Source organism: Cyclobacterium sp. 10D3-21 (assembly GCF_055809755.1).
In genome coordinates this window covers 4816723-4839323 of the sequence record NZ_CM147924.1, presented here as the reverse complement: position 1 = coordinate 4839323, position 22601 = coordinate 4816723, and the positions used below count along the sequence as shown (strand labels likewise).

Here is a 22601-nt window from a genome sequence, read left to right as displayed (position 1 = left end):
CCTAAATATATAAATTTATTATATAGATGTAGGGGTATTTTTTTGGTTAATCAAGATGTTAAAACGATCTATTTAAACGGGCACTATTTAAATTAGTAATTAAACATAAGAGTGCTATTTCAACTAATAGTAAAGGGTATTCTATTTTTAGGGGTATTCAATAAAAATTTTTATTTAAAGGTATTTATTGATTTTTTATTCAATTCAAAATAGTATGAATAGGTAATTTTTAAAGAGTCATTTTAAAAGAAAATGAATTTTAAACATGAAAAAACCTTTTCAGCCTAACATTTATTTTACCAAACGAAAGATTTTTTAATTTTTAATAGATAAATTGTATTAGATTGATGAGGATTAACTGAAAAATTTAATTAATTATAAACTTAGGTAATTTTTAAAAGGAAAAATCAATTTTATAATTTGATTTTTCACCTATAAGTCTGTTTTAGGTAGGACATCTTCAATAGTAGATCAAGTTATCTAAGGATGGTTGATTGGTTATCCGGGAAATTAAATAGATTCAATAAATAACCGAATAAATTTAATATAGTTTAAACTTAAATTATCAGTACAATGGAACCCTTTATAGGACAGATTATGATGGTGGGATTTAATTTTGCACCAAGAGGCTGGGCATTTTGCAATGGCCAATTATTATCTATTAATTCGAATCAAGCTTTATTCTCTTTATTAGGCGTTGAATACGGTGGAGATGGCAGAACTACTTTTGGTTTACCTGATTTGAGAGGTCGCTGTGCAGTGGGAATGGGGCGAGGAAACGGCCTATCAGATAGGAGAATTGGCACAATGTTAGGAACAGAAACAGTAACCTTAAATCAAAATGAAATACCATCCCACACACATCAACTGATGGGGAACAATGCAGACGGTAATACTAACGATCCAACGAATAGTACGCTTGCAAAAGACAATGTAATCATAGAAAGAGGTTCACCTGCTATTCCTGTCAATGGGTACAATACAGGAGCTGCCAATGTTTCTATGGGAACCAGTATTTCAAATACTGGAGGAAGTCAGGCGCATAACAATATGCAACCTTCTCTTGGGATGAATTATATTATAGCACTGCAGGGAATTTTTCCTTCCAGAAGCTAGAGTGTACTTAAAACCGACCCATCCTGGGTCGGTACTTTTATTTAAATTTTATCCAAATGACACGCCCATTTAACCAAATCATTTTTTTTCTACTGCTTTTTCTTAGCAACACCCTTTTCTCCTTCGCGCAAACAACAGTGGATTTCAATGAAATAACTACATCAACTGCGCTATCCTTGAATGGAACTCAGACCTATGAAAATTCAGGGGTAAGGTTTCAGATTTTTTCAGGTACCAATTCAGGTGCCAATGTAAGTTCTGCTACAGGAGGCTTTGCAGGGAGCAGAGCGTTGGACGATACCAATACAACTATTGGAGGGGTAACTGGATGGAAAATCACCAAAGTAGATGGGACTGCTTTTCAGCTTACGAGTATTTGGCTTCAAAATGGCTGTCCCGAATGTTCAGCAAGTGGAACAATTAAAGCTTTTAGTGGTGGTGTACAGGTTGGAACAACTGTAAATGTCAATTTTGATAGCCAAACAACAGGAGTAAAAAATTTCTCAGCAAACACTGATTTCTATACTATTGACGAGATTAGAATTGAAGGAGCTGACCTTTATGTCTATATAGATAATTTTTCATTTGGTGCCGCCATCAATCCGGTAGATGCTGATCCTCCGGTAGTGACCAGTATTTCACTTGTGGGTACCCCTTTGACAACTGCTACTTCTGTAAACTACGCGGTTACTTTTTCAAAAGAGGCAAAAAATGTTAGCTTGGATGATTTTCAGTTAACAACAGTTGGAACTACTGGTACTCTTGGTGCCGTCACTGGATCAGGATCTTCTTATACTGTCACCTTAAATGGCATTGACGGCGAGGGAACCATTCGCCTGGATTTAAAAGGAGGTTCAAACATCGCCAATGTGGATGATATTAGCGGAACACCTGCATTTACGGCTGGACAGCTCCATTATGTTGGCGCTTGTTTTGGAGAGACTTTTGAAACAGAAGCAGATGCAAGTACCACATTTAGCGGGAATGGGGTAAATTTTTCTCTTGGCACAGGTTTGGAAATTGAAAAGAAGACAGGATTTGGCGCAGGAGGTTCCAATGGCTATGTAATCAATAATAACACGGCCGGATCATTTTCCCTGAGCAGTGCTTCCGAATTTACCATGAGCACCATTGATCTGTACCTCTCCAATATCGCTAATAGCTCTGCGCCTACTGCAATTGGAACAGTCACCATTACAGGCAAGAATGCTGGTGTAGATCAATTTACTATCACTAAAAATTCAGGGTTTCCCACGACTACCGCTATTAATGGTGGTTTTTTAACGATTAATTTCTCATCAGATGGAACGGCAAATTATCGCAATACCAATGTGGATGAACTGGTCTTTACTATCAGTGGAGGATTTATAGAACTGGCCATTGACAATATGAATTTCTGTGAGGCCGCACTGGATGTAGATAATCAAGCTCCCGTAGTTCAAAATATTTCTAAAGTGGGCAATCCACTATCCACTTCTGGTACTGTAAACTATCAGGTTACCTTTGATGAGGTGGCCAGTAATGTAACCTTGGATGATTTCACCTTACTTATAACAGGGACGGCAACAGGTGACTTGACGAGTATCTCGGGTTCTGGCTCTATTTATACCTTAGGCGTTACCGGTATTTCCGGAGAAGGTTCCATTCAGATAAAATTGAATGCAGGGACTGACATTCAAGATGGTTTAACGAATACCCCACCATTCGAATATCTCAATGGAGAAATTCATCTTGTAGGTGCCTGTTTCATTGAAACATTTGAAACTTTTGCCAATGGGGCAACATCATTTTCTTCCAATGGAAAGGGGATCACCTTAGGAGGGAATTGGGCTGTAAAAGATAAAAGTGGGTTTGGAATTAATTCCTCAAGTGGTTACCTCGAAAATACAGGAACAGGACCTTACACTTTGTCTGCAGACATACCTGTTAAGTTCAGCAGATTGGGATTATTCCTAACTTCCAACGCAGGTACAAACCCTCCGCCAACAAATAATGGAACAGTAACTATTCGGGGTGTAAATGGCGCTAATACTGAATATACCATAACAAAATCAACAGGATTCCCAACTGACTTCAGCTCAAATAAAGGGTTTTTCTACATTGATTTTGCGTTAGAAGGTGGAATAGATAATTCCAACACCTTTGTGGATGGGTTGGAAATAGAAACAGGAGGCAGCTTTATTTATTTGGCCCTGGACAACCTCGAGTTTTGTGCTGATTTTGAAGCGCCTGCTGGATATTCTGTAAGTATCAATCAGGATCCGATTAATGTTTTAAATACTTCAAGCGTTGGTTTTACTTTTGCAGATGCCGAGATTGGCACTACCTACAATTTTACGATGTCTAGTGATGGGGGCGGAACGAATGTAACAGGAAGCGGTACAATAGCGACAGCAACTGATCAAATTACAGGGATTGACCTAAGTGGTTTGGGAGTAGGAACTGTGACTTTGTCAGCTACCTTAACTGATCTCTCAGGGAATATTGGATCTTCAGCTATTGATACCAGGCAAAAAACAGCTAATAATGCTCCGGTAGCTACTTCACCTACCGCACCTTTGGTAACAGAAGATGACACTGCCGTATCATTAGCGGATGATATTCAAATTACTGATGAGAATGGAGATGATCAGACGCTTACTTTTTCCATTACGGGAGGGACCATCGCTATAGGCACTACGGATATCACATTTGGTGGATCAGGAAATGGCGCTACCAGTTTCACAGCATCCGGTACCCTAGAGGCCATTAATAATGCGTTGGATGATGCCACCTTTACACCTGTACCGGATTTATATGGGGCAAATGTGGCAACTATAGCCTTTATTTCAAACGATGGTTTTGTCGATTCAAATAATGCTTCGGTCTCATTTGATATTGAAGCAGTAAATGATGACCCTAAAATAACTGGAATTCCATCTAGTATTGATGTAGTAGAGGATGAAGCAAGCCAATTGGACCTGGCAAGTGTTACTTTGGAAGACCCGGATTCCGAGGCAGGATTATTGGATTTAGTGCTTGCTTCCTCAAGCGGAACCATGACCATGGCTGTTGTCGCGGATCTTTCCTTTTCTGGAAATGCTACCAATAGAATTACAATTTCCGGAAGTTTGGCAAATTTGAATGCCTACCTGGATATTCCTTCAAATATTCTGTATTTAGGCCAGCAAAATTTGAATGGTTCTGATGCAGCAACGATTGCACTTTCTATCGATGATAATGGCAACACCGGAACGGGTGGAGGAGGAGAGGTATCACTTGGTTCTATTAATGTAAATATTTCTCCCATTAATGATGACCCAACCTTAACTGGTCAACCTACGGATGTCTCAGTATTAGAAAATACAGCAAGTGATGTGGATCTATCTGCAGCTTCTTTTGAAGATGTAGATGCAAGTGCAAATGATATTGTACTTGAATTAGGGGTTAATTTGGGGACTTTGTCAGCAACGGATGGAGGAGGAATATCAGTGGGACGATCAGGGACAGGGACTTTGACGCTCACTGGAACTTCTTCTGAAATAGATACTTATTTAAATGTTGCATCCAATATCCAATATATTGGTCCTGTAGCACTTTCTGGAGATGATGCCGCGGTATTAACACTTACCGCCAATGATGGTGGAAATACAGGTACAGGTGGCGGCACTGATGTTGTTTTGGGATCAGTTAATATTGATATTTCACCTATTCCTGCAGTTATTTCTGTTGATGTTCCAACAGCAGGGACCTATGGAAATAACAGTAGCTTGTTTTTTGATATTGTTTTCTCTGAAGAGGTTTTTATTGATGCAAGCGGTGGAACTCCTCAATTGTCACTGAGAATAGGAGGAGATGTAAAACAGACTTCATCAGAAATTTTAACAGGTACTTTACCTAATTCCTATAAATTCCAATATACAGTATTGACAGGCGATTTGGACCTTGATGGGATCGAAATCCTTTCTTTGTCTGCCAATGGAGGTACAATTAAGAATACTGATGGAACTGATGCTGATTTAACATTGAACAATGTTGGTGCTACCACAAACGTATTGGTGGATGCCGAAGCTCCAAATCCTCCTGGCAAACCAGACCTACTAGCAGTTAGTGATACTGGTGAGAGTGATGTAGATAACATAACTTCTGTAAATCAACCGATTTTTGAAGGTACAGCTGAACCAAATACTGAGATAAGGTTTACTATAAACCCTGCAATTCCTTTTGGTTCAACTTCCACTGATGGCACAGGAAAATGGACTTTTTCTTCTCCTACCTTATCGGACGGTGTTTACAGACTTTCAGCAATGGCATTAGACGCTTTAGGAAATGAAAGTTCAGCATCAGCTGTTTTGACTTTCACTATTGATAGTCAAGCTCCAGCCATGCCAGGTACTCCTGACTTGGCGGGTAGCAGTGATTCTGGTAAAAGTGATACAGATAATATCACCAATGAGGTTACTCCCATTATTGAAGGTACAGCTGAGGCGGGAATTGTAGTTACGATAAACAGTACTATTGATGGGGCCTTAGGCAATGCCACAGTAAATGGGAGTGGGCAATGGTCATTTACACCTGCTGCTGATTTGTCATCAGGGATACATTCCATCAAGGCAACTACTTCTGACATTGCAGGAAATACCAGTGAATCAGATCCATTGAATTTGACTATTGACACTAAGGCTCCAGTTCCGATTGTTTTTTCAAGCCTGAATATAGCTGTAGATGAAAATGGCAATTCAAGTGTATTAATTCCCTCCCAGTTATTGTCAACGCCAATTTCAGATGATTTCTCCGACGCAGCCAATATTCAATTGGAATTGAGTAAAGTTTCCTTTGACTGCTCAAATTTAGGGGCTAATCCTCTTAGGGTAACCGCAACAGATGAAGCTGGGAATGCAGGTTATGCAGAATCTATCGTAAAGATACAAGACAATATCGCCCCGGTAGCCAAAGTAAAAAATAGCCTACTGAATGTCGATGTATTTGGGACAGTGACCTTATTGCCAGAGATGATAGATGACGGTTCAAGTGATAACTGTAGTATAGAAAATAGGACTTTAAGTAAAACAGTTTTTGACAGTGAGGATGTAGGACCTAATAACGTGGAATTAACTGTTTTTGATGGTGCTGGGAATTTAGTAGGAGCGGTTGCTATAGTAACCGTTGTTATTGTGCCTAAAACACTTACCATAATAGCTGCCCCAGGTCAATCTAAACTATTTGGAGAAACGGATCCTATTTTGACCTATACAGCTTCCGGCTTTGGAACTGATGATGATGAAAGTGTGCTTAGTGGAGCATTGAGCAGAGTAGCAGGTGAGGCAGTTGGAACTTACTCCATTGGACTGGGAAGCCTGGATGCAGGGGATAATTATACGATAGCCTTTACGGGAGCAGACTTCGAGATCATTACCAATGATACTGACAATGATGGCGTTCCTGATGATGTGGAAAAATTTGATGGGACCGACCCTACAGATCTGATGGATTATAAGGATAGTGACTGGGACGAAGTTCCTGATTATATAGAAGAAGAGCAAGGTACCAATCCAACAGATCCTGCAGATTATTTGGATACGGACGGAGACGATGTACCGGACCATGTAGAAGAGCAACAGGGCACCAACCCTAACAATATATCAGAGGTGAAAGACAGCGATGATGATGGCGTTCCGGATTATATACAAGAGCGATCGCTTGTGGAATACCTTGCCCAATCTGTCTCAGTAACCTGGGGAACTTCTGAAACCGAACTTGATCTATCCACTGAAGTGGTGGGAGTGACCGGAAGGGGAGAATTTATCAACCTACCGGTGACCTGGAACCTAACAGGATATAACCCATTGATTCGAGGAACCACCAACTTCTTTGGTACAGCGGTTCTTTCAGCGGGTATTTTAAACACTTATACCATCGATCCAGTAGTGACCATCACCGTAGAAGCCAAGCCAGTTCCACAAGATGTTACCTTAAGTGTGAACAGTTTTATCGCTATTCCTGATCAGTTCTTCCAGGAAATAGGAAACTTCACGGTAGTAGATCCAAGTGATGATATCCATTCGCTGAGCCTAGCGGAAAGCGTGCAAGACAATGGCTTCTTCGAGGTGCTTGATGGTGTCCTTTTCTGGAGTAGTGCCGAGCAGCTACCTGGCAAAACGATGTTTACGATTTTGCTACGCGTAACAGATAGAGCAGGAAGTGTACTGGAGAAAAACTTCCAGATCACCAGAACCCGCATCCCGCTGGATCAGTTGGACGTTCCGAATACCTTTACACCAAACAATGATGGGGTAAATGATACCTGGGGGGTACCTGCCCTTCGCTATTATGAAGGTGTGAAAATCGAAGTTTACGAGATTGGTAGTGGTAAAAGAGTCTTCTACACCGAAAATCCGGATACCAGATGGGATGGAGGGATCAATGGAAAAGACCCTGTAGTAGCCGCCTATGTTTGGGTAATCAGCGTGGCGGAAACCGACGAGGTTCGCAGAGGTATGCTAAACCTGTTGAAGCAATAAAACAAAGGAATTGGAATCTGGTAAATTCCATTACCCGGTCCTGTTTTTTGAATGAATACCAGACCGGAAAAAATTTTCGACTTATGAAACGACTTAGTTACATTCTTACAGGGCTTATGATAATGGGATTAGCATTCCATTCTATGGCGCAATCCAGGAAATATATTTCCAACTTCAGCCACTTCCAGAGTTATTTCAATCCAGGCCTGACGGGCTATGAGGGGAGTGCGATTAGAGGCTTTGTACGAAATCAATGGTCAGGAATTGAGGGGGCACCAAGGACGAATTTTTTTAGTGCAGAGATTGATTTTGGAGAGATTGCAGGAGAGATAGACCCGGCACTAATGGGTAAGAATGCGGTATCGATTAACCTGCTTCAGGACAGCTATGGTGCTTTTCGTGAAACTGAGTTGATAGTGGCCTATGCCTCAAGAATCAGACTCACCGCAAAACATAACCTGAGATTAGGAGCTGGAGTGAGCTATCAGAATATTCGTTTGAATGGAGATGCGCTGACCGCTGAGGACCTCAGTGATCCCTTACTTGGTCAATATTTGGGAGGTTTTTCAAATATGCAGGTGGTGGACTTCAACATGGGTTTAGCCCTTACACATTCCAATTACTATTTCTCCTACGGAATGCATCGGGTGGCTGGTGGAGCGATAGTTTCCGGAGCTGAGTTTATGAACGGATATCCTTCCTCTAGCGTGGTCCAGGCTGGATACCGAGAAGCATTGAGTTCAAAACTGGCGCTGATTTTTAATACCTTTTACCGTACACAGAAGCACATCAATGACAATATTGAAATGAATATGAAAGCACTGCTGATGGACCGAATTTGGCTTGGTGTGGGCCATCGTGTCAACGCGGCAACTAATTTACAGGTTGGAATTTTAACCAAAAGGGTTCGTGTGGGTTACCTGTTTGAGTTCCCTATGGGGAGAGGCTACAATTTGCCTGGAAATACGCACGAGTTTTCAGCAGTATTCAACCTTTTCAGAGACAATACCAGACAATCAGATAATGAAGTGTTGATTTGGTAGTTTTAACCCGAAATATGCAATCTATTACGTGCTGAAATCGCTTCAAAACGGCCTGATTTTCTTGCGATTGCAACACTTCCCGTAAACACGGGGAATCCTATTACATAATCTGGGTTTAACGAGAATCCTTTTTCATTGGGAGATAGTAACGTTGCTTGCTAATACACGTGGACAATAGGACCACGACTTTTTTAGCGGCTTTAGAAAAATTAGTAAAATGGATCGCATAATTGTATTAAACCCGGATTCCAAGCCCTCTGCAAAAGTAATGTAGGGTAGCCAATTTGGGTCGAGATTTTGTCAGTATTGTTGCAAAAAAAGAGCAACAATACCGCCAAAATCGAGCTGTATATGTTATTTCTGCCAGGGGTTTGCACCCCTAGCTACAAAAATATCACTCCTCCGGAGTTTTAGGTAACGGTAAAATTGACATGCACGGAATGTAAATCAATGGAGAATTAGATGGAATTCGAAGACTTCAACAATAGTAACGTGGGGTAGCCAATTTGGGTCGAGATTTTGTCAGTATTGTTGCAAAAAAAGAGCAACAATACCGCCAAAATCGAGCTGTATATGTTATTTCTGCCAGGGGTTTGCACCCCTAGCTACAAAAATATCACTCCTCCGGAGTTTTAGGTAACGGTAAAATTGATATGCACGGAATGTAAATCAATGGAGAGTTAGATGGAATTCGAAGACTTCAACAATAGTAATGTAGGGTAGCCAATTTGGGTCGAGATTTTGTCAGTATTGTTGCAAAAAAAGAGCAACAATACCGCCAAAATCGAGCTGTATATGTTATTTCTGCCAAGGGTTTGCACCCCTAACTACAAAAATATCACTCCTCCGGAGTTTTAGGTAACGGTAAAATTGACATGCACGGAATGTAAATCAATGGAGAGTTAGATGGAATTCGAAGACTTCAACAATAGTAGTGTAGGGTAGCCAATTTGGGTCGAGATTTTGTCAGCATTGTTGCAGAAAAAAAAGCAACAATACCGCCAAAATCGAGCTGAATATGTTATTTCTGCCAGAGGTTTGCACCCCTAGCTACAAAAATATCACTCCTCCGGAGTTTTAGGTAACGGTAAAATTAACATGCACGGAATGTAAATCAATGGAGAGTTAGATGGAATTCGAAGACTTCAGCAATAGTAATGTAGGGTAGCCAATTTGGGTCGAGATTTTGTCAGTATTGTTGCAAAAAAAGAGCAACAATACCGCCAAAATCGAGCTGTATATGTTATTTCTGCCAGGGGTTTGCACCCCTAGCTACAAAAATATCACTCCTCCGGAGTTTTAGGTAACGGTAAAATTGACATGCACGGAATGTAAATCAATGGAGAGTTAGATGGAATTCGAAGACTTCAACAATAGTAGTGTAGGGTAGCCAATTTGGGTCGAGATTTTGTCAGTATTGTTGCAAAAAAAGAGCAACAATACCGCCAAAATCGAGCTGTATATGTTATTTCTGCCAGGGGTTTGCACCCCTAGCTACAAAAATATCACTCCTCCGGAGTTTTAGGTAACGGTAAAATTGACATGCACGGAATGTAAATCAATGGAGAGTTAGATGGAATTCGAAGACTTCAACAATAGTAGTGTAGGGTAGCCAATTTGGGTCGAGATTTTGTCAGCATTGTTGCAGAAAAAAAGAGCAACAATGCCGCCAAAATCGAGCTGTATATGTTATTTCTGCCAGGGGTTTGCACCCCTAGCTACAAAAATATCACTCCTCCGGAGTTTTAGGTAACGGTAAAATTGACATGCACGGAATGTAAATCAATGGAGAATTAGATGGGATTCGAAGACTTCAACAAAAGTAATGTAGGGTAGCCAATTTGGGTCGAGATTTTGTCAGTATTGTTGCAGAAAAAAAAGCAACAATACCGCCAAAATCATTTAATGTGCATTCACTGAACCACTGGCTACACCCGTGGCTGTTGTATTGCGCTCCTTCAGAGCTGATAAATTAGGACAATGTGACTCGTCCTCATTTTCTTTAGGAGATGTGAATCAATTACCCAATTGAAGACCTACTGCCTGCTTTTATGTTTAATAAACAGTCGTAAGGATTACAAGGCTATCAATAGTAGACAAGTTTATCATTTCATCTTTTGGAGGATTTAACACAAGACGTTTCCCTTTTTTGCCTTGGATAAATAGCCCGAGTGCAGTTTCACCATAGGACGAGGCCTGTTCTTCCAATTCTGAAAAGGAAGCCGTAGCAACATTTATTTCGTATTCTTCAATGCTTCTAAAGATTATTTCAGGACCTCCAACAGTAAAAAGCTCATTGTATATGCTATATAACTCCCGCTGCATGGCAATGCTTGCCAAAAGATGACTCAAAATCATTGGGCTGATGATTACTTCGCTTTGGAAAGGTTTTAACAAAGATTCGTTACTCGGATCCGCCAGTTCCAATAAAATGGATGGTTTTTTTACAGATTTCTCCAGTACCTCTTCGAGTAAAACAAACCCAACCATAGTCCTTGCATCTGCTTCCTCTTCTTCCTCCATCCTGTCACTGCTTACCATTAAAATATGATCAAAGGTCTCCGCTTCAATTCTCTTAATAACGGATTCTCTTAAATAATCCGCCACGACATGGTCGATATCTATCCTTTCGTGTCCTTCGTTTACCATGCCAAAATCCTTCTTCCTGTCTTGGAGGGCTTTTAAAGATACGATCCTAATGTAGTAGGATTCATCCTCATAAGTGGTCAATTCTTCAATTAAAGAGGGCACATGTTCATTCCATCCCAATACCAGAATTCTAATTATTCCCGTCTGTTCTTCTACAGTTAGAGCCTTTTTCTTAGGAAGGTGATTCCTGTCTTTTTCAATTAAGTCCTTTTCCAATTCCAGGTCTGAAAAATTTCTGGCTATCAGGATCAACTGATCTTTTTCTTTTATGATTTCATTTTCATCCGTATTTAGATAAGGAATATAATTGCCATTTTCTTCCCTAACTATTCCCAAAACAATGGCTTTGGTAAAGGCTTTTTTAACAGACCCTATTGGCTGATTAATGGTTTCTGGAAATTCCTGAGTAAAAATATTGTTCTTAGTCAATTGAGACAATAGCTCGTTATACACTTGTGAAAGTCCCGGGTGACGGATGTTTTGCGCCATCAGGCGACTAATTATTGCATTGCTACCAATGATCTCCAGAGGCCCACTATAAGACCTGATTGCAGCGTTTATTTTATGATCATCCTGGATTTCGGCAATTACATAGGGGAGGGTGGTGAAGTTAAACTGCCTGGCTTCAGCATTTAATGAAAGCAGGCATTTAATGGTTTCCACATCTGGATTAATCAGTTCTTTTCGGTCATAGGCCAAACTTGGAATAATAATGACGGCGGCATTTAGCGCATCCACCCTTCGTAAATGCTCCCTGTCTATAGCCACTCCTGTGCGCAAAATAATTTCGTGTGCACGGCGACCAATCATCGGGTTGTCCTTCAATTCCTGCATTTGAAAGGGACCTACCTCCTCGGAAAGGACAATCAGTTTTAGTTTTTTAATGTTGAATTTTTCAAACATTCTTTTCAATCTCCCAGAGGATTGAAAAATTTCCGCGGCAATATGAATCGTTCTATTGGACCAACCCAGAATGACGATATGGTTGTTGGCCGTTACAGGGGTAAGCCCTTGCTCCAAATGACGAATCTTCCTGTTCATCCAGGTAGTGATAATGGCTACCAAAGAACCCAAAAATATCACATATCCTGCTATTGTAAGTAGGGTAGAGATAAAACGGCGCCAATTGCCTTGATCATCTCCAAGGTAACCAGGGTCGGTAAGTCTGAGGAATGCCCACCAGACCGCCTCACCTAAGGATTGATTGGGTGTATCAGTGGGTATCACTAATAAGCCCCCAAAAATGGAAATCATGCCTATCAAAGCTGCAACTACCAAAAGCTGGTATTGAGCACCTTTTACCAACTGTCTTTCCAGTGTAAATAAAATCTTCCGCCGAATTCTAGGTCTTTTTAATCGCATATAATTTTTAAACAGGAGTTTTTCTGCCCTTCAATATAAAAATTAAGTTACAATATCCGCCCTTCTGCGACTTGCAAGGTTGTAAGCTTTCTTCTTTTTCGTGCGCGTTTTATGCTTTCTCCCATCTGTTCCAAAATTTTCAGGTGTTTGGGAAAAAGGGTTTGTTTTCTTTTGGTCATATCCAAAATGTTTGTTATTTCAATCAAACATGGTTTTTTGATTAAAATAACAAACAACAGATCATGCAATGCATTGGGCATTACACAATCTGGGTAAAATTATTTAGGGTTAATATCTTTTCCGGCTTCGATTAAACGAAAATTGCTGACCGTTTTCCCTTCAAGGTGTTTGCTCCATTTTTCAAGCAATGGTTTTTCTAAATCAACTTCTCTGTATTCATCCGGATTCATAATGGGTAAACCCTTTACTATCGGGTAGATTCTTTTGCATTCTTTGCAGTGTAGCCAGCCTTCCAGAATTCTTTTCTCTGTATCTTCTGTTATACTGGTCAACTCCAGATCGGCTTTATCAAATGGGCAACATAATTTATCAATTGTGGATAATCTCATCGTTATTTTGATTGTAATGAATTAAAATATTTTTGTAAGGCGCTGACGGGGTTCTGATTTTGCATCACTCCTGAAATTAAAGCTATCCCTGAGTGGGGCAGCGATTGAAGCTCAGGAAGGTTTTCCATCTTGATTCCTCCAGCCAAAAATAAGGGCATGTCCGTGATTTTTCCTGCTTCTCTGATTACATCGAAGCTTACCAAATCACAATGTTGTGTGGTCTTGGTAGGATAAACTGAGCAAAAGGATACATAATCCATCCCAAGTTTGTCTGCCTGTCGGATCAAGTCCAGGTCATTGTTTACAGTCAGTCCTACCAAGTGATTTTTTGCCGAAAATTCACTGATGGAAGATAAATCCGAAGGGATGCTGTCCAAATGGATGCCGTCTACATCTTTTACTTGAAGTAAATCCCATCTATTGTTTACCAAAATCGGGAAGTCATAAGCAGCTGCCAATTCCACGACTTTACTTGTAAATGCGACTGCATCCTGTCCTTCTCCAAAATGATCCCAAATTTGCACAGCAGCAAGAGGGAAAGTAAACAACTGTTCCAAAATAGGAAAAAGCACAGCCTCAGGCTTGTCAGAAGGATCAATGACCAGGTAAATACTTTTATCTGCTTGTAAGTTTAGTTTTTTCATTGCCATCCGTTTTTATATGCACTAAAAAAAGCCTCCCAGTAAGGGTCTACAGATTGATAAATCATTGGCGTTTTTTCTCCTTGTTTGAAGATTGAAATGCCTTCCTCGGCAGCAGTTAACTGGCCAACTTCAGTACAGGCAATATTTTCATTCGCCAAGCGACTTTTTATTTTCTCTACCTGGTCTTTTTTGCAAGTAATCAGCATGGAACCTGCTCCAATGCATTGCAAAGGATCCAGCGAGAAAAGGCGACAAACGGCTTCCTGTATTGCTCCAACGGGTATCAAGTCCTCTTCAATGACAGCCCCACAGTTGGCTGCACTAGCCAACTCATAGATTGCGCCCAATACGCCACCTTCGGTGACATCATGCATGGCAGTGACACTGTTTTCAGCTGCATTTCCTCTAGCTGTTATTGCATCTTTGATAGAACTTGTTTGGTAAAATGAATCCGAAGCTCCTTGATATACCTCTTTTCCGAGTTTGTTGCTTACTGTTTTCGGAAAACTCATGGCCAAAATAGCAGCAGACGAGATGGCTGCTCCTTTTGTTACCAAAATACAGTCACCAGCTTGGGCTTTGGGGGTGGCTAGCATTTGGTCTTTTGGGGCGATGCATATAAATGTGCCTCCTCCTGCGATAGTAGAATTTTGTCCTTCGACAAAACCGGTATGGCCTCCAGTGATGGCAACGCCCAAAGCAGCACAATACTCGTGCACATATTGCCAATAAATTTTGAAATCAGCCTGGCTTAAAGTAGCAGGAAGGTTCAGTACAAATTGGCCAAATTGGGGGGCAAAACCTGTGGTGGCCATGTCGTTGGCCATTAAATGAACGGATAACCACGCGGATTCCTGTAATCCAAGCGTTTGAATTAAGGAAAGCGGATCACTGGTGAGGGCCATGGCCTGTCCTCCTGCCAATTCTACAATGGATACGTCAATGCCGAATCCAGGCCCAACGAGTACCTTTTCATTGGGTGTCCCACAATTGGAGGTTATAAAATCACCCAATAATCTTTCATCAATCTTTCCGGCTTTTTCGCTCATTTATTGAACATCGTTAAATTGCACATAAAGGCCAAAGAAATCACCATAAGGCATGTTCCATTGCTGTACAGGAAACCATTTAGGTAAACCGGTACAAGACCAGGTAATGGTATAATCTCTTCCTTCCAAGGCCTCCTCTATAATCTTGATAAGGTGTTTGGGCGTGTAAAATGTTGCGGTGACATAAAAAGGGTTCTTTCCAAAAGCTTGTTGCACCCGACGACGAAGGACTTTGGGAGAGTTCTTGTTCATCATTCCCATCGCAATACCATATTTGCCAACCCTGGCCGCTTCACGGATCACCTTGACCGGGTCTTTGTAGTATTCAAAAGTGGTGATAAAGGCAAGGGAATCAAAAGTATTGTCTTTGAAGGGCATGTGGTGAGAATCGGCCATTACCAGATCCCCATCAAACAAATGGATGGCCTGAGATAGCATTAAAGGAGAGATGTCTCCTCCAGTAGATTCTATGCCTATTTCTTTCCACCACCTGGTAAACCTTGTCGTGCCACAGCCAAATTCCAATAGGGTTTTCACCCTTTTGTCCTTGGTTACCAACTGTTCCATTATTTTTTTCTGCCACACCTCAGCTCTTTTGTAGCGGCCTTCATACCAAAGTTCATAGGTATCTGTATGGTCTCTGTTGAAAAACCATTCAGGTCTGTTTTGCCAGTTTCGCTGTTGCTGAGGGATCAGCCCCATTTTTTGCTTTTCTATTTCCATTTTGTAATTCGTTTATAAAAAAAACATTCGACCGAACAAAACCAGTGGAATGTAGCTTCAAATTACAAAAGGAAATCTGGCTTGCATCCCTACGTTGGCATTATCCAAATCAGGTTCCGGGTATTTTCTCAGCCTGACTTTTGTCAAGCACCCCGTGCATATTTTACAGCCACAAAGATATCGAATAACCCATGTAAAGCAAGCAGTATTTCCAATGGCAATACTAAGACTGTTTTTAAATTGAAATTAATAAAGCATAAATCATGTGGGTTTTTAATATTTTCGATAAATTAGGTAGTTGTTTAATGGTTTTTAAAATAGAAGATTAGATACATGTCCGCATTAACGAAATTTATTACCTGGAAGAAAGGTAATACAGTAGTCTCTTGGGTGCTTTTTGGATTATTGGTTCAGGTAGTTTTTAATAGAAAGAATGTTCCGTCTCATATTGAAGTGTTGGACGATACCCTAACCCATCATTGTTCCAGAACGAAAAGAAATCGCTGGGTTAATGTTATCAATTTTGTGGTTACACCAAGGTTTATAAGAAGGTTAATTGAGGGCCAATTGAATAAAAAAATGGCAGAACATGAGCGTGTGATTTTATCTCTTGACAAGGAGCTGACCAAGGATGATTTTTTCGAGAAGGAGAAGCCACTCAGACGGAAGTGGAGCAATTGGTATGGCAATCATTTTTCTGAACCGCTAAAGTTTTTTGTGCCTGGAAATGGGGACTATGAGAATTTCACTTCCGATGATGAATCCTGCAAATGGTATGATTTTAAGGGCTTGTTGGATGTGAGTGAAATGGTGAAGAATGCTGAGAAAGAAAATAGAAAAGTGAGGGCAGTAGGTTCTGGACATGCGCTTACGGCAGTAGCCCAATGTGAAGATTTTTTGGTTTGCACCCAAAACATGAACATGACCCAGCGGCCTGCCAAGGAGTGGATAAAAAAGGAATACAAGGATGGTTTTGATGTAGAAGTGAATTTTTGCAATAAAAAATCTGTGGAAAAGCATTTCCTTTTTGAAACGGGGGGTGGAACAAAAATCAGGCATTTGATACAAGCTTTGACAAAGCATGGTTTGGCACTGATCAATCAGGGTGGCTCAAGTATTCAGTCTATAAGCGGAGCGATTGCCACCTCTACGCATGGGTCAGGAATTGGAATTGGTCCCGTATCTGTTTTTGCCAAATCAATGACCATTGTGGGCAAAGGGGGAATGATTTTTAGAGTAGAACCTAAGGATGGGATAACTGACCCTGTTGAATTTAATAAAGATGATCAAGTTAAAAAGTACGGAATTGAATTGATTCAGGACGATGAGAAATTCAATGCGGTAATGGTGGGTATTGGTTCCGTGGGGATTGTATTTTCTATGATCTTAGAAGCCCAACCCAATTACAGGCTTTTTGAAGAGCGGATTAGCTACAATTGGGAAGAGCTTAAAGCAGAGATGCAAAAAGAGGATGTGCATACATTCATCAATGCCCACCGTCATTTTGAAGTTTTGATCAATCCCTATCGGGACATGACTGCCGAAACAGAAGATGGGAAACAAAGAAAATGTTTGGTGACCACAAGGGATTACAGTGAAAAGTCAAATAGGGAACAAGCGGGAAGGGAAAGGAATTATATTTCCTCCTTTATCTCAGGAATAGCGATTTCTGGTAGACTCTCTCCTTGGGTGTTCAATAAAAACCATCAGGCCATTCCAGCAATGACCAACAATTCCATTCACAGACTCGTAGACCACCGTGGGGATGAAGGAGGAGGCTTTGAAGATGAGTCTCGTTTTGTGCTGGACCAGGGGTTGGGAGAACTGAAATTCTATGGCTATGCAGTAGAATTTGGATTTCCGTTGGAAAAGGTATTTGATGCAGTAGATCTAATTATTAAAGTCTGTGAAGAAGCCCAACCTTACCACCACCTTTTGGCAGCGCCTTTTTCTTTGCGGTTTGTCAAACAATGCGATGCCCATTTATCCATGATGAACCAGCACGATACCTGTATGATTGAACTGGTAAGTGTAAAAGGTGTGACCGGAAGCTTGCCTTTGTTCAGGCGTTTGGAGAGAGAATTGCTGGACTTTGGTGCCATTCCTCATTGGGGGCTTTCTGTGGAGCCCTGGTATAGGGAACGGGTGGAGAAAGCATTTCCACGCTTTAAGGATTGGGAAGTGCAGCAAGCCTTTTTTGGAGGAAAAACCTTTAAAAATGCCTTTTTAGAACGAATTCAAGATTCTTAATCCTTTGTTAAATTTCACTGTTTGTGAATTTGAAAGTAGCTTCAGGACCTAACAACCCAAATCTATAATTGGATAAGGCTTGTGATGTAGAGTCTTGTTCAACCCGCTATCGGGGTTGAGGAATAGATGTGGAATTGGCCGTCGACGGGTTTTCACCCGTGGCTATTATTGGTGAAGCCCTACAGGCTTCTTTCGATTAACATCAGTTCGATTTTAATACTTGCTGGTAAAATTAGGTTTATTTAGTGAAGCAGTTCCCTCCTTGAAATAGACACAGAAAAAGCAGATAAGGAGAGTCCCCCTTTCTTTTAAAGGGGGCAAGGGAGATTTTTTCGCAACCCTCACCAATATCAGACTTGTCTTGATGTGGATTTTCACAGCTTTCTTCACTTAAAGCCCTCTCTAAATCTCGGAATGACAGATTTTAAAATTCAGGGTTAAGGAGCCACTGGCATTAGCGAAAAGCCTGTTTCACTATTGAGCTTACAGGAGGCTAATGCCCAATAAATGCCAACTCATTTACACCCCGGGTCGCACCTCCTGCGTCGGCTAACCCAGGGCTACAAAGATTGCACTCCGCTGGAGTGCTGCATTGGATATTGTCATCTGGATTTCTGCGTTTTTAAAATGTTAATTCTCGGAATGAGGAATTGGCGGGTAATGAACCACCAGAACGTCATTGCGAACCCTTTTTTGGGGAGGGGTTGTATAGGAAAAGGGTGTGGCAATCTCATAACGTTGGAGATTCCTTCGACTTTCTCTACGCAAAGCCCCTGCAAAACCTACTGATAACAGATTTTAAAATTCAGGGTTAAAGGGCCACTGGCATTAGCGAAAAGCCTGTTTCACTATTGAGCTTACAGGAGGGTAATGCCCAATAAATGCCAACTCATTTACACCCCGGGTCGCACCTCCTGCGTCGGCTAACCCAGGGCTACAAAGATTGCACTCCTCTGGAGTGCTGCATTGGATATTTTCATCTGGATTTCTGCGTTTTTAAAATGTTAATTCTCGGAATGAGGAATTGGCGGGTAATGAACCACCAGAACGTCATTGCGAACCCTTTTTTGGGGAGGGGTTGTATAGGAAAAGGGTGTGGCAATCTCATAACGTTGGAGATTCCTTCGACTTTCTCTACGCAAAGCCCCTGCAAAACCTACCGATAACAGATTTTAAAATTCAGGGTTAAGGGGCCACTGGCATTAGCGAAAAGCCTGTTTCACTATTGAGCTTACAGGAGGCTAATGCCTTACAAATGCCAACTCATTTACACCCTGGGTTGCACCTCCTGCGTCGGCTAACCCAGGGCTACAAAGATTGCACTCCGCTGGAGTGCTGCATTGGATATTTTCATCTGGATTTCTGCGTTTTTAAAATGTTAATTCTCGGAATGAGGAATTGGCGGGTAATGAACCACCAGAACGTCATTGCGAACCCTTTTTTGGGGAGGGGTTGTGTAGGAAAAGGGTGTGGCAATCTCATAACGTTGGAGATTCCTTCGACCTTCTCTACGCAAAGCCCCTGCAAAACCTACCGATAACAGATTTTAAAATTCAGGGTTAAGGGGCCACTGGCATTAGCGAAAAGCCTGTTTCACTATTGAGCTTACTGGAGGCTTATGCCTTACAAATGCCAACTCATTTACACCCTGGGTCGCACCTCCTGCGTCGGCTAACCTAGGGCTACAAAGATTGCACTCCTCTGGAGTGCTGCATTGGATATTTTCATCTGGATTTCTGCGTTTCGAAAATGATAGGTCTCGGAATGAGGATTCTTTTATCATCCTGGCTTGAACTCAGATTATTACATTTTAAATAAAATTGTTCCTGGTATTTATTTGCAAATTTCGTGGCAACTTTAAAGTAGCTTCAGGACCTAACAGCCCAAATCTATGATTGGATAAGGCTTGTGATGTGAAGTCTTGTTCAACCCGCTATCGGGGTTGAGGAATAGATGTGGAATTGGCCGTCCACGGGTTTTCACCCGTGGCTATTATTGGTGAAGCCCTACAGGCTTCTTTCGATTAACATCAGTTCGATTTTAATACTTGCTGTTAAAATTAGGTTTATTTAGTGAAGCAGTTCCCTCCTTGAAATAGACACAGAAAAAGCAGATAAGGAGAGTCCCCCTTTCTTTTATAGGGGGCAAGGGAGATTTTTTCGCAACCCTCACCAATATCAGACTTGTCTTGATGTGGATTTTCACAACTTTCTTCACTCAAAGCCATCTCTAAATCTCAGAATGACAGATTTTAAAATTCTTGTTGAGGAGCCACTGGCATTAGCGAAAAGCCTGTTTCACTATTGAGCTTACAGGAGGCTAATGCCCAATAAATGCCAACTCATTTACACCCCGGGTCGCACCTCCTGCGTCGGCTAACCCAGGGCTACAAAGATCGCACTCCGCTGGAGTGCTGCATTGGATATTGTCATCTGGATTGCTTCATTTCGAAAATGATAGGTCTCGGAAGGACGGATTGGCTGATATAGACCTACCAGAACGTCATTGCGAACCCTTTTTTGGGGAGGGGTTGTGTAGGAAAAGGGTGTGGCAATCTCATAACGTTGGAGATTCCTTCGACTTTCTCTACGCAAAGCCCCTGCAAAACCTACTGATAACAGATTTTAAAATTCAGGTTTAAGGGGCCACTGGCATTAGCGAAAAGCCTGTTTCACTATTGAGCTTACAGGAGGCTAATGCCTTACAAATGCCAACTCATTTACACCCCGGGTCGCACCTCCTGCGTCGGCTAACCCAGGGCTACAAAGATTGCACTCCTCTGGAGTGCTGCATTGGATATTGTCATCTGGATTGCTTCATTTCGAAAATGTTAGGTTTCGGAAGGACGGATTGGCTGATATAGACCTACCAGAACGTCATTGCGAACCCTTTTTTGGGGAGGGGTTGCGTAGGAAAAGGGTGTGGCAATCTCTTTAAGTTAAAGATTCCATCGACTTTCTCTACGCAAAGCCCCTGCAAAACCTACCGATAACAGATTTTAAAATTCAGGGTTAAAGGGCCACTGGCATTAGCGAAAAGCCTGTTTCACTATTGAGCTTACAGGAGGCTAATGCCCAATAAATGCCAACTCATTTACACCCCAGGTCGCACCTCCTGCGTCGGCTAACCCAGGGCTACAAAGATTGCACTCCGCTGGAGTGCTGCATTGGATATTGTCATCTGGATTGCTTCATTTCGAAAATGTTAGGTTTCGGAAGGACGGATTGGCTGATATAGACCTACCAGAACGTCATTGCGAACCCTTTTTTGGGGAGGGGTTGTGTAGGAAAAGGGTGTGGCAATCTCATAACGTTGGAGATTCCTTCGACTTTCTCTACGCAAAGCCCCTGCAAAACCTACCGATAACAGATTTTAAAATTCAGGGTTAAGGGGCCACTGGCATTAGCGAAAAGCCTGTTTCACTATTGAGCTACTGGAGGCTTATGCCTTACAAATGCCAACTCATTTACACCCCAGGTCGCACCTCCTGCGTCGGCTAACCCAGGGCTACAAAGATTGCACTCCGCTGGAGTGCTGCATTGGATATTGTCATCTGGATTGCTTCATTTCGAAAATGTTAGGTTTCGGAAGGACGGATTGGCTGATATAGACCTACCAGAACGTCATTGCGAACCCTTTTTTGGGGAGGGGTTGTGTAGGAAAAGGGTGTGGCAATCTCATAACGTTGGAGATTCCTTCGACTTTCTCTACGCAAAGCCCCTGCAAAACCTACCGATAACAGATTTTAAAATTCAGGGTTAAGGGGCCACTGGCATTAGCGAAAAGCCTGTTTCACTATTGAGCTACTGGAGGCTTATGCCTTACAAATGCCAACTCATTTACACCCCGGGTCGCACCTCCTGCGTCGGCTAACCCAAGGCTACAAAGATTGCACTCCGCTGGAGTGCTGCATTGGATATTGTCATCTGGATTGCTTCATTTCGAAAATGTTAGGTTTCGGAAGGACGGATTGGCTGATATAAACCTACCAGAACGTCATTGCGAACCCTTTTTTGGGGAGCTGTTGCGTAGAGAATGGGTGTGGCAATCTCTTTAGGTTAAAGATTCCATCGACTTTCTCTACGCAAAGCCCCTGCAAAACCTACTGATAACAGATTTTAAAATTCAGGGTTAAAGGGCCACTGGCATTAGCGAAAAGCCTGTTTCACTATTGAGCTTACAGGAGGCTAATGCCTTACAAATGCCAACTCATTTACACCCCGGTTCGCACCTCCTGCGTCGGCTAACCTAGGGCACTACAAAGATTGCACTCCGCTGGAGTGCTGCATTGGATATTGTCATCTGGATTGCTTCATTTCGAAAATGTTAGGTTTCGGAAGGACGGATTGGCTGATATAAACCTACCAGAACGTCATTGCGAACCCTTTTTTGGGGAGCTGTTGCGTAGAGAATGGGTGTGGCAATCTCTTTAGGTTAAAGATTCCATCGACTTTCTCTACGCAAAGCCCCTGCAAAACCTACTGATAACAGATTTTAAAATTCAGGGTTAAAGGGCCACTGGCATTAGCGAAAAGCCTGTTTCACTATTGAGCTTACAGGAGGCTAATGCCTTACAAATGCCAACTCATTTACACCCCGGTTCGCACCTCCTGCGTCGGCTAACCTAGGGCACTACAAAGATTGCACTCCGCTGGAGTGCTGCATTGGATATTGTCATCTGGATTGCTTCATTTCG

Annotated in this window: 9 protein-coding genes and 1 riboswitch; of the genes, 4 read left to right on the top strand and 5 right to left on the bottom strand. The window is 41.7% G+C overall.

The genetic code is table 11. From position 1 onward, the window contains the following. Positions 1–573 precede the first annotated feature (573 nt). The 3 genes from AC0L7T_RS18675 (at position 574) to AC0L7T_RS18665 (ending at position 8659) form a co-directional block, all read left to right on the top strand. The gene (locus AC0L7T_RS18675; protein WP_473337459.1) at positions 574–1116 is read left to right on the top strand and encodes a phage tail protein; all 543 of its coding nucleotides are present in this window, start codon (positions 574–576) and stop codon (positions 1114–1116) included. A 56-nt stretch (positions 1117–1172) separates the two neighbouring features. After that, the gene (locus AC0L7T_RS18670) at positions 1173–7616 is read left to right on the top strand and encodes an Ig-like domain-containing protein (protein ID WP_473337458.1); all 6444 of its coding nucleotides are present in this window, start codon (positions 1173–1175) and stop codon (positions 7614–7616) included. An 83-nt stretch (positions 7617–7699) separates the two neighbouring features. Continuing rightward, on the top strand, positions 7700–8659 hold the full coding sequence (locus tag AC0L7T_RS18665; RefSeq protein WP_473337457.1) for a PorP/SprF family type IX secretion system membrane protein: 960 nt from the start codon (positions 7700–7702) through the stop codon (positions 8657–8659). A 2055-nt stretch (positions 8660–10714) separates the two neighbouring features. On the opposite strand, the gene AC0L7T_RS18660 is transcribed toward AC0L7T_RS18665, so the two are convergent. The 5 genes from AC0L7T_RS18660 to AC0L7T_RS18640 all read right to left on the bottom strand — a co-directional run bounded on the left by AC0L7T_RS18660 (position 10715) and on the right by AC0L7T_RS18640 (position 15655). Continuing rightward, positions 10715–12670, bottom strand: coding sequence for a CASTOR/POLLUX-related putative ion channel (locus AC0L7T_RS18660; protein ID WP_473337456.1), 1956 nt, complete (start codon positions 12668–12670; stop codon positions 10715–10717). Between the two features lie 278 nt (positions 12671–12948). Then, positions 12949–13239 (bottom strand): Trm112 family protein, encoded by a 291-nt coding sequence (locus AC0L7T_RS18655; protein WP_473337454.1) that lies wholly within the window; start codon positions 13237–13239, stop codon positions 12949–12951. Between the two features lie 2 nt (positions 13240–13241). Continuing rightward, positions 13242–13883, bottom strand: coding sequence for a thiamine phosphate synthase (locus AC0L7T_RS18650; protein ID WP_473337453.1), 642 nt, complete (start codon positions 13881–13883; stop codon positions 13242–13244). Beyond that, entirely contained in the window at positions 13880–14932 is a 1053-nt protein-coding gene (locus AC0L7T_RS18645) for an AIR synthase-related protein (protein ID WP_473337452.1), read from the bottom strand. Before AC0L7T_RS18645 ends, AC0L7T_RS18650 begins: the two co-directional genes overlap by 4 nt. After that, positions 14933–15655: a class I SAM-dependent methyltransferase gene (locus AC0L7T_RS18640; RefSeq protein ID WP_473337449.1), complete on the bottom strand. Its 723-nt coding sequence runs from the start codon at positions 15653–15655 to the stop codon at positions 14933–14935. 69 nt (positions 15656–15724) lie between these two features. Continuing rightward, positions 15725–15820, bottom strand: a riboswitch (TPP riboswitch). A gap of 168 nt (positions 15821–15988) precedes the next feature. On the opposite strand from AC0L7T_RS18640, the gene AC0L7T_RS18635 reads away from it, so the two are divergent. Next, the gene (locus tag AC0L7T_RS18635) at positions 15989–17905 is read left to right on the top strand and encodes a D-arabinono-1,4-lactone oxidase (protein ID WP_473337447.1); all 1917 of its coding nucleotides are present in this window, start codon (positions 15989–15991) and stop codon (positions 17903–17905) included. Positions 17906–22601 lie beyond the last annotated feature (4696 nt).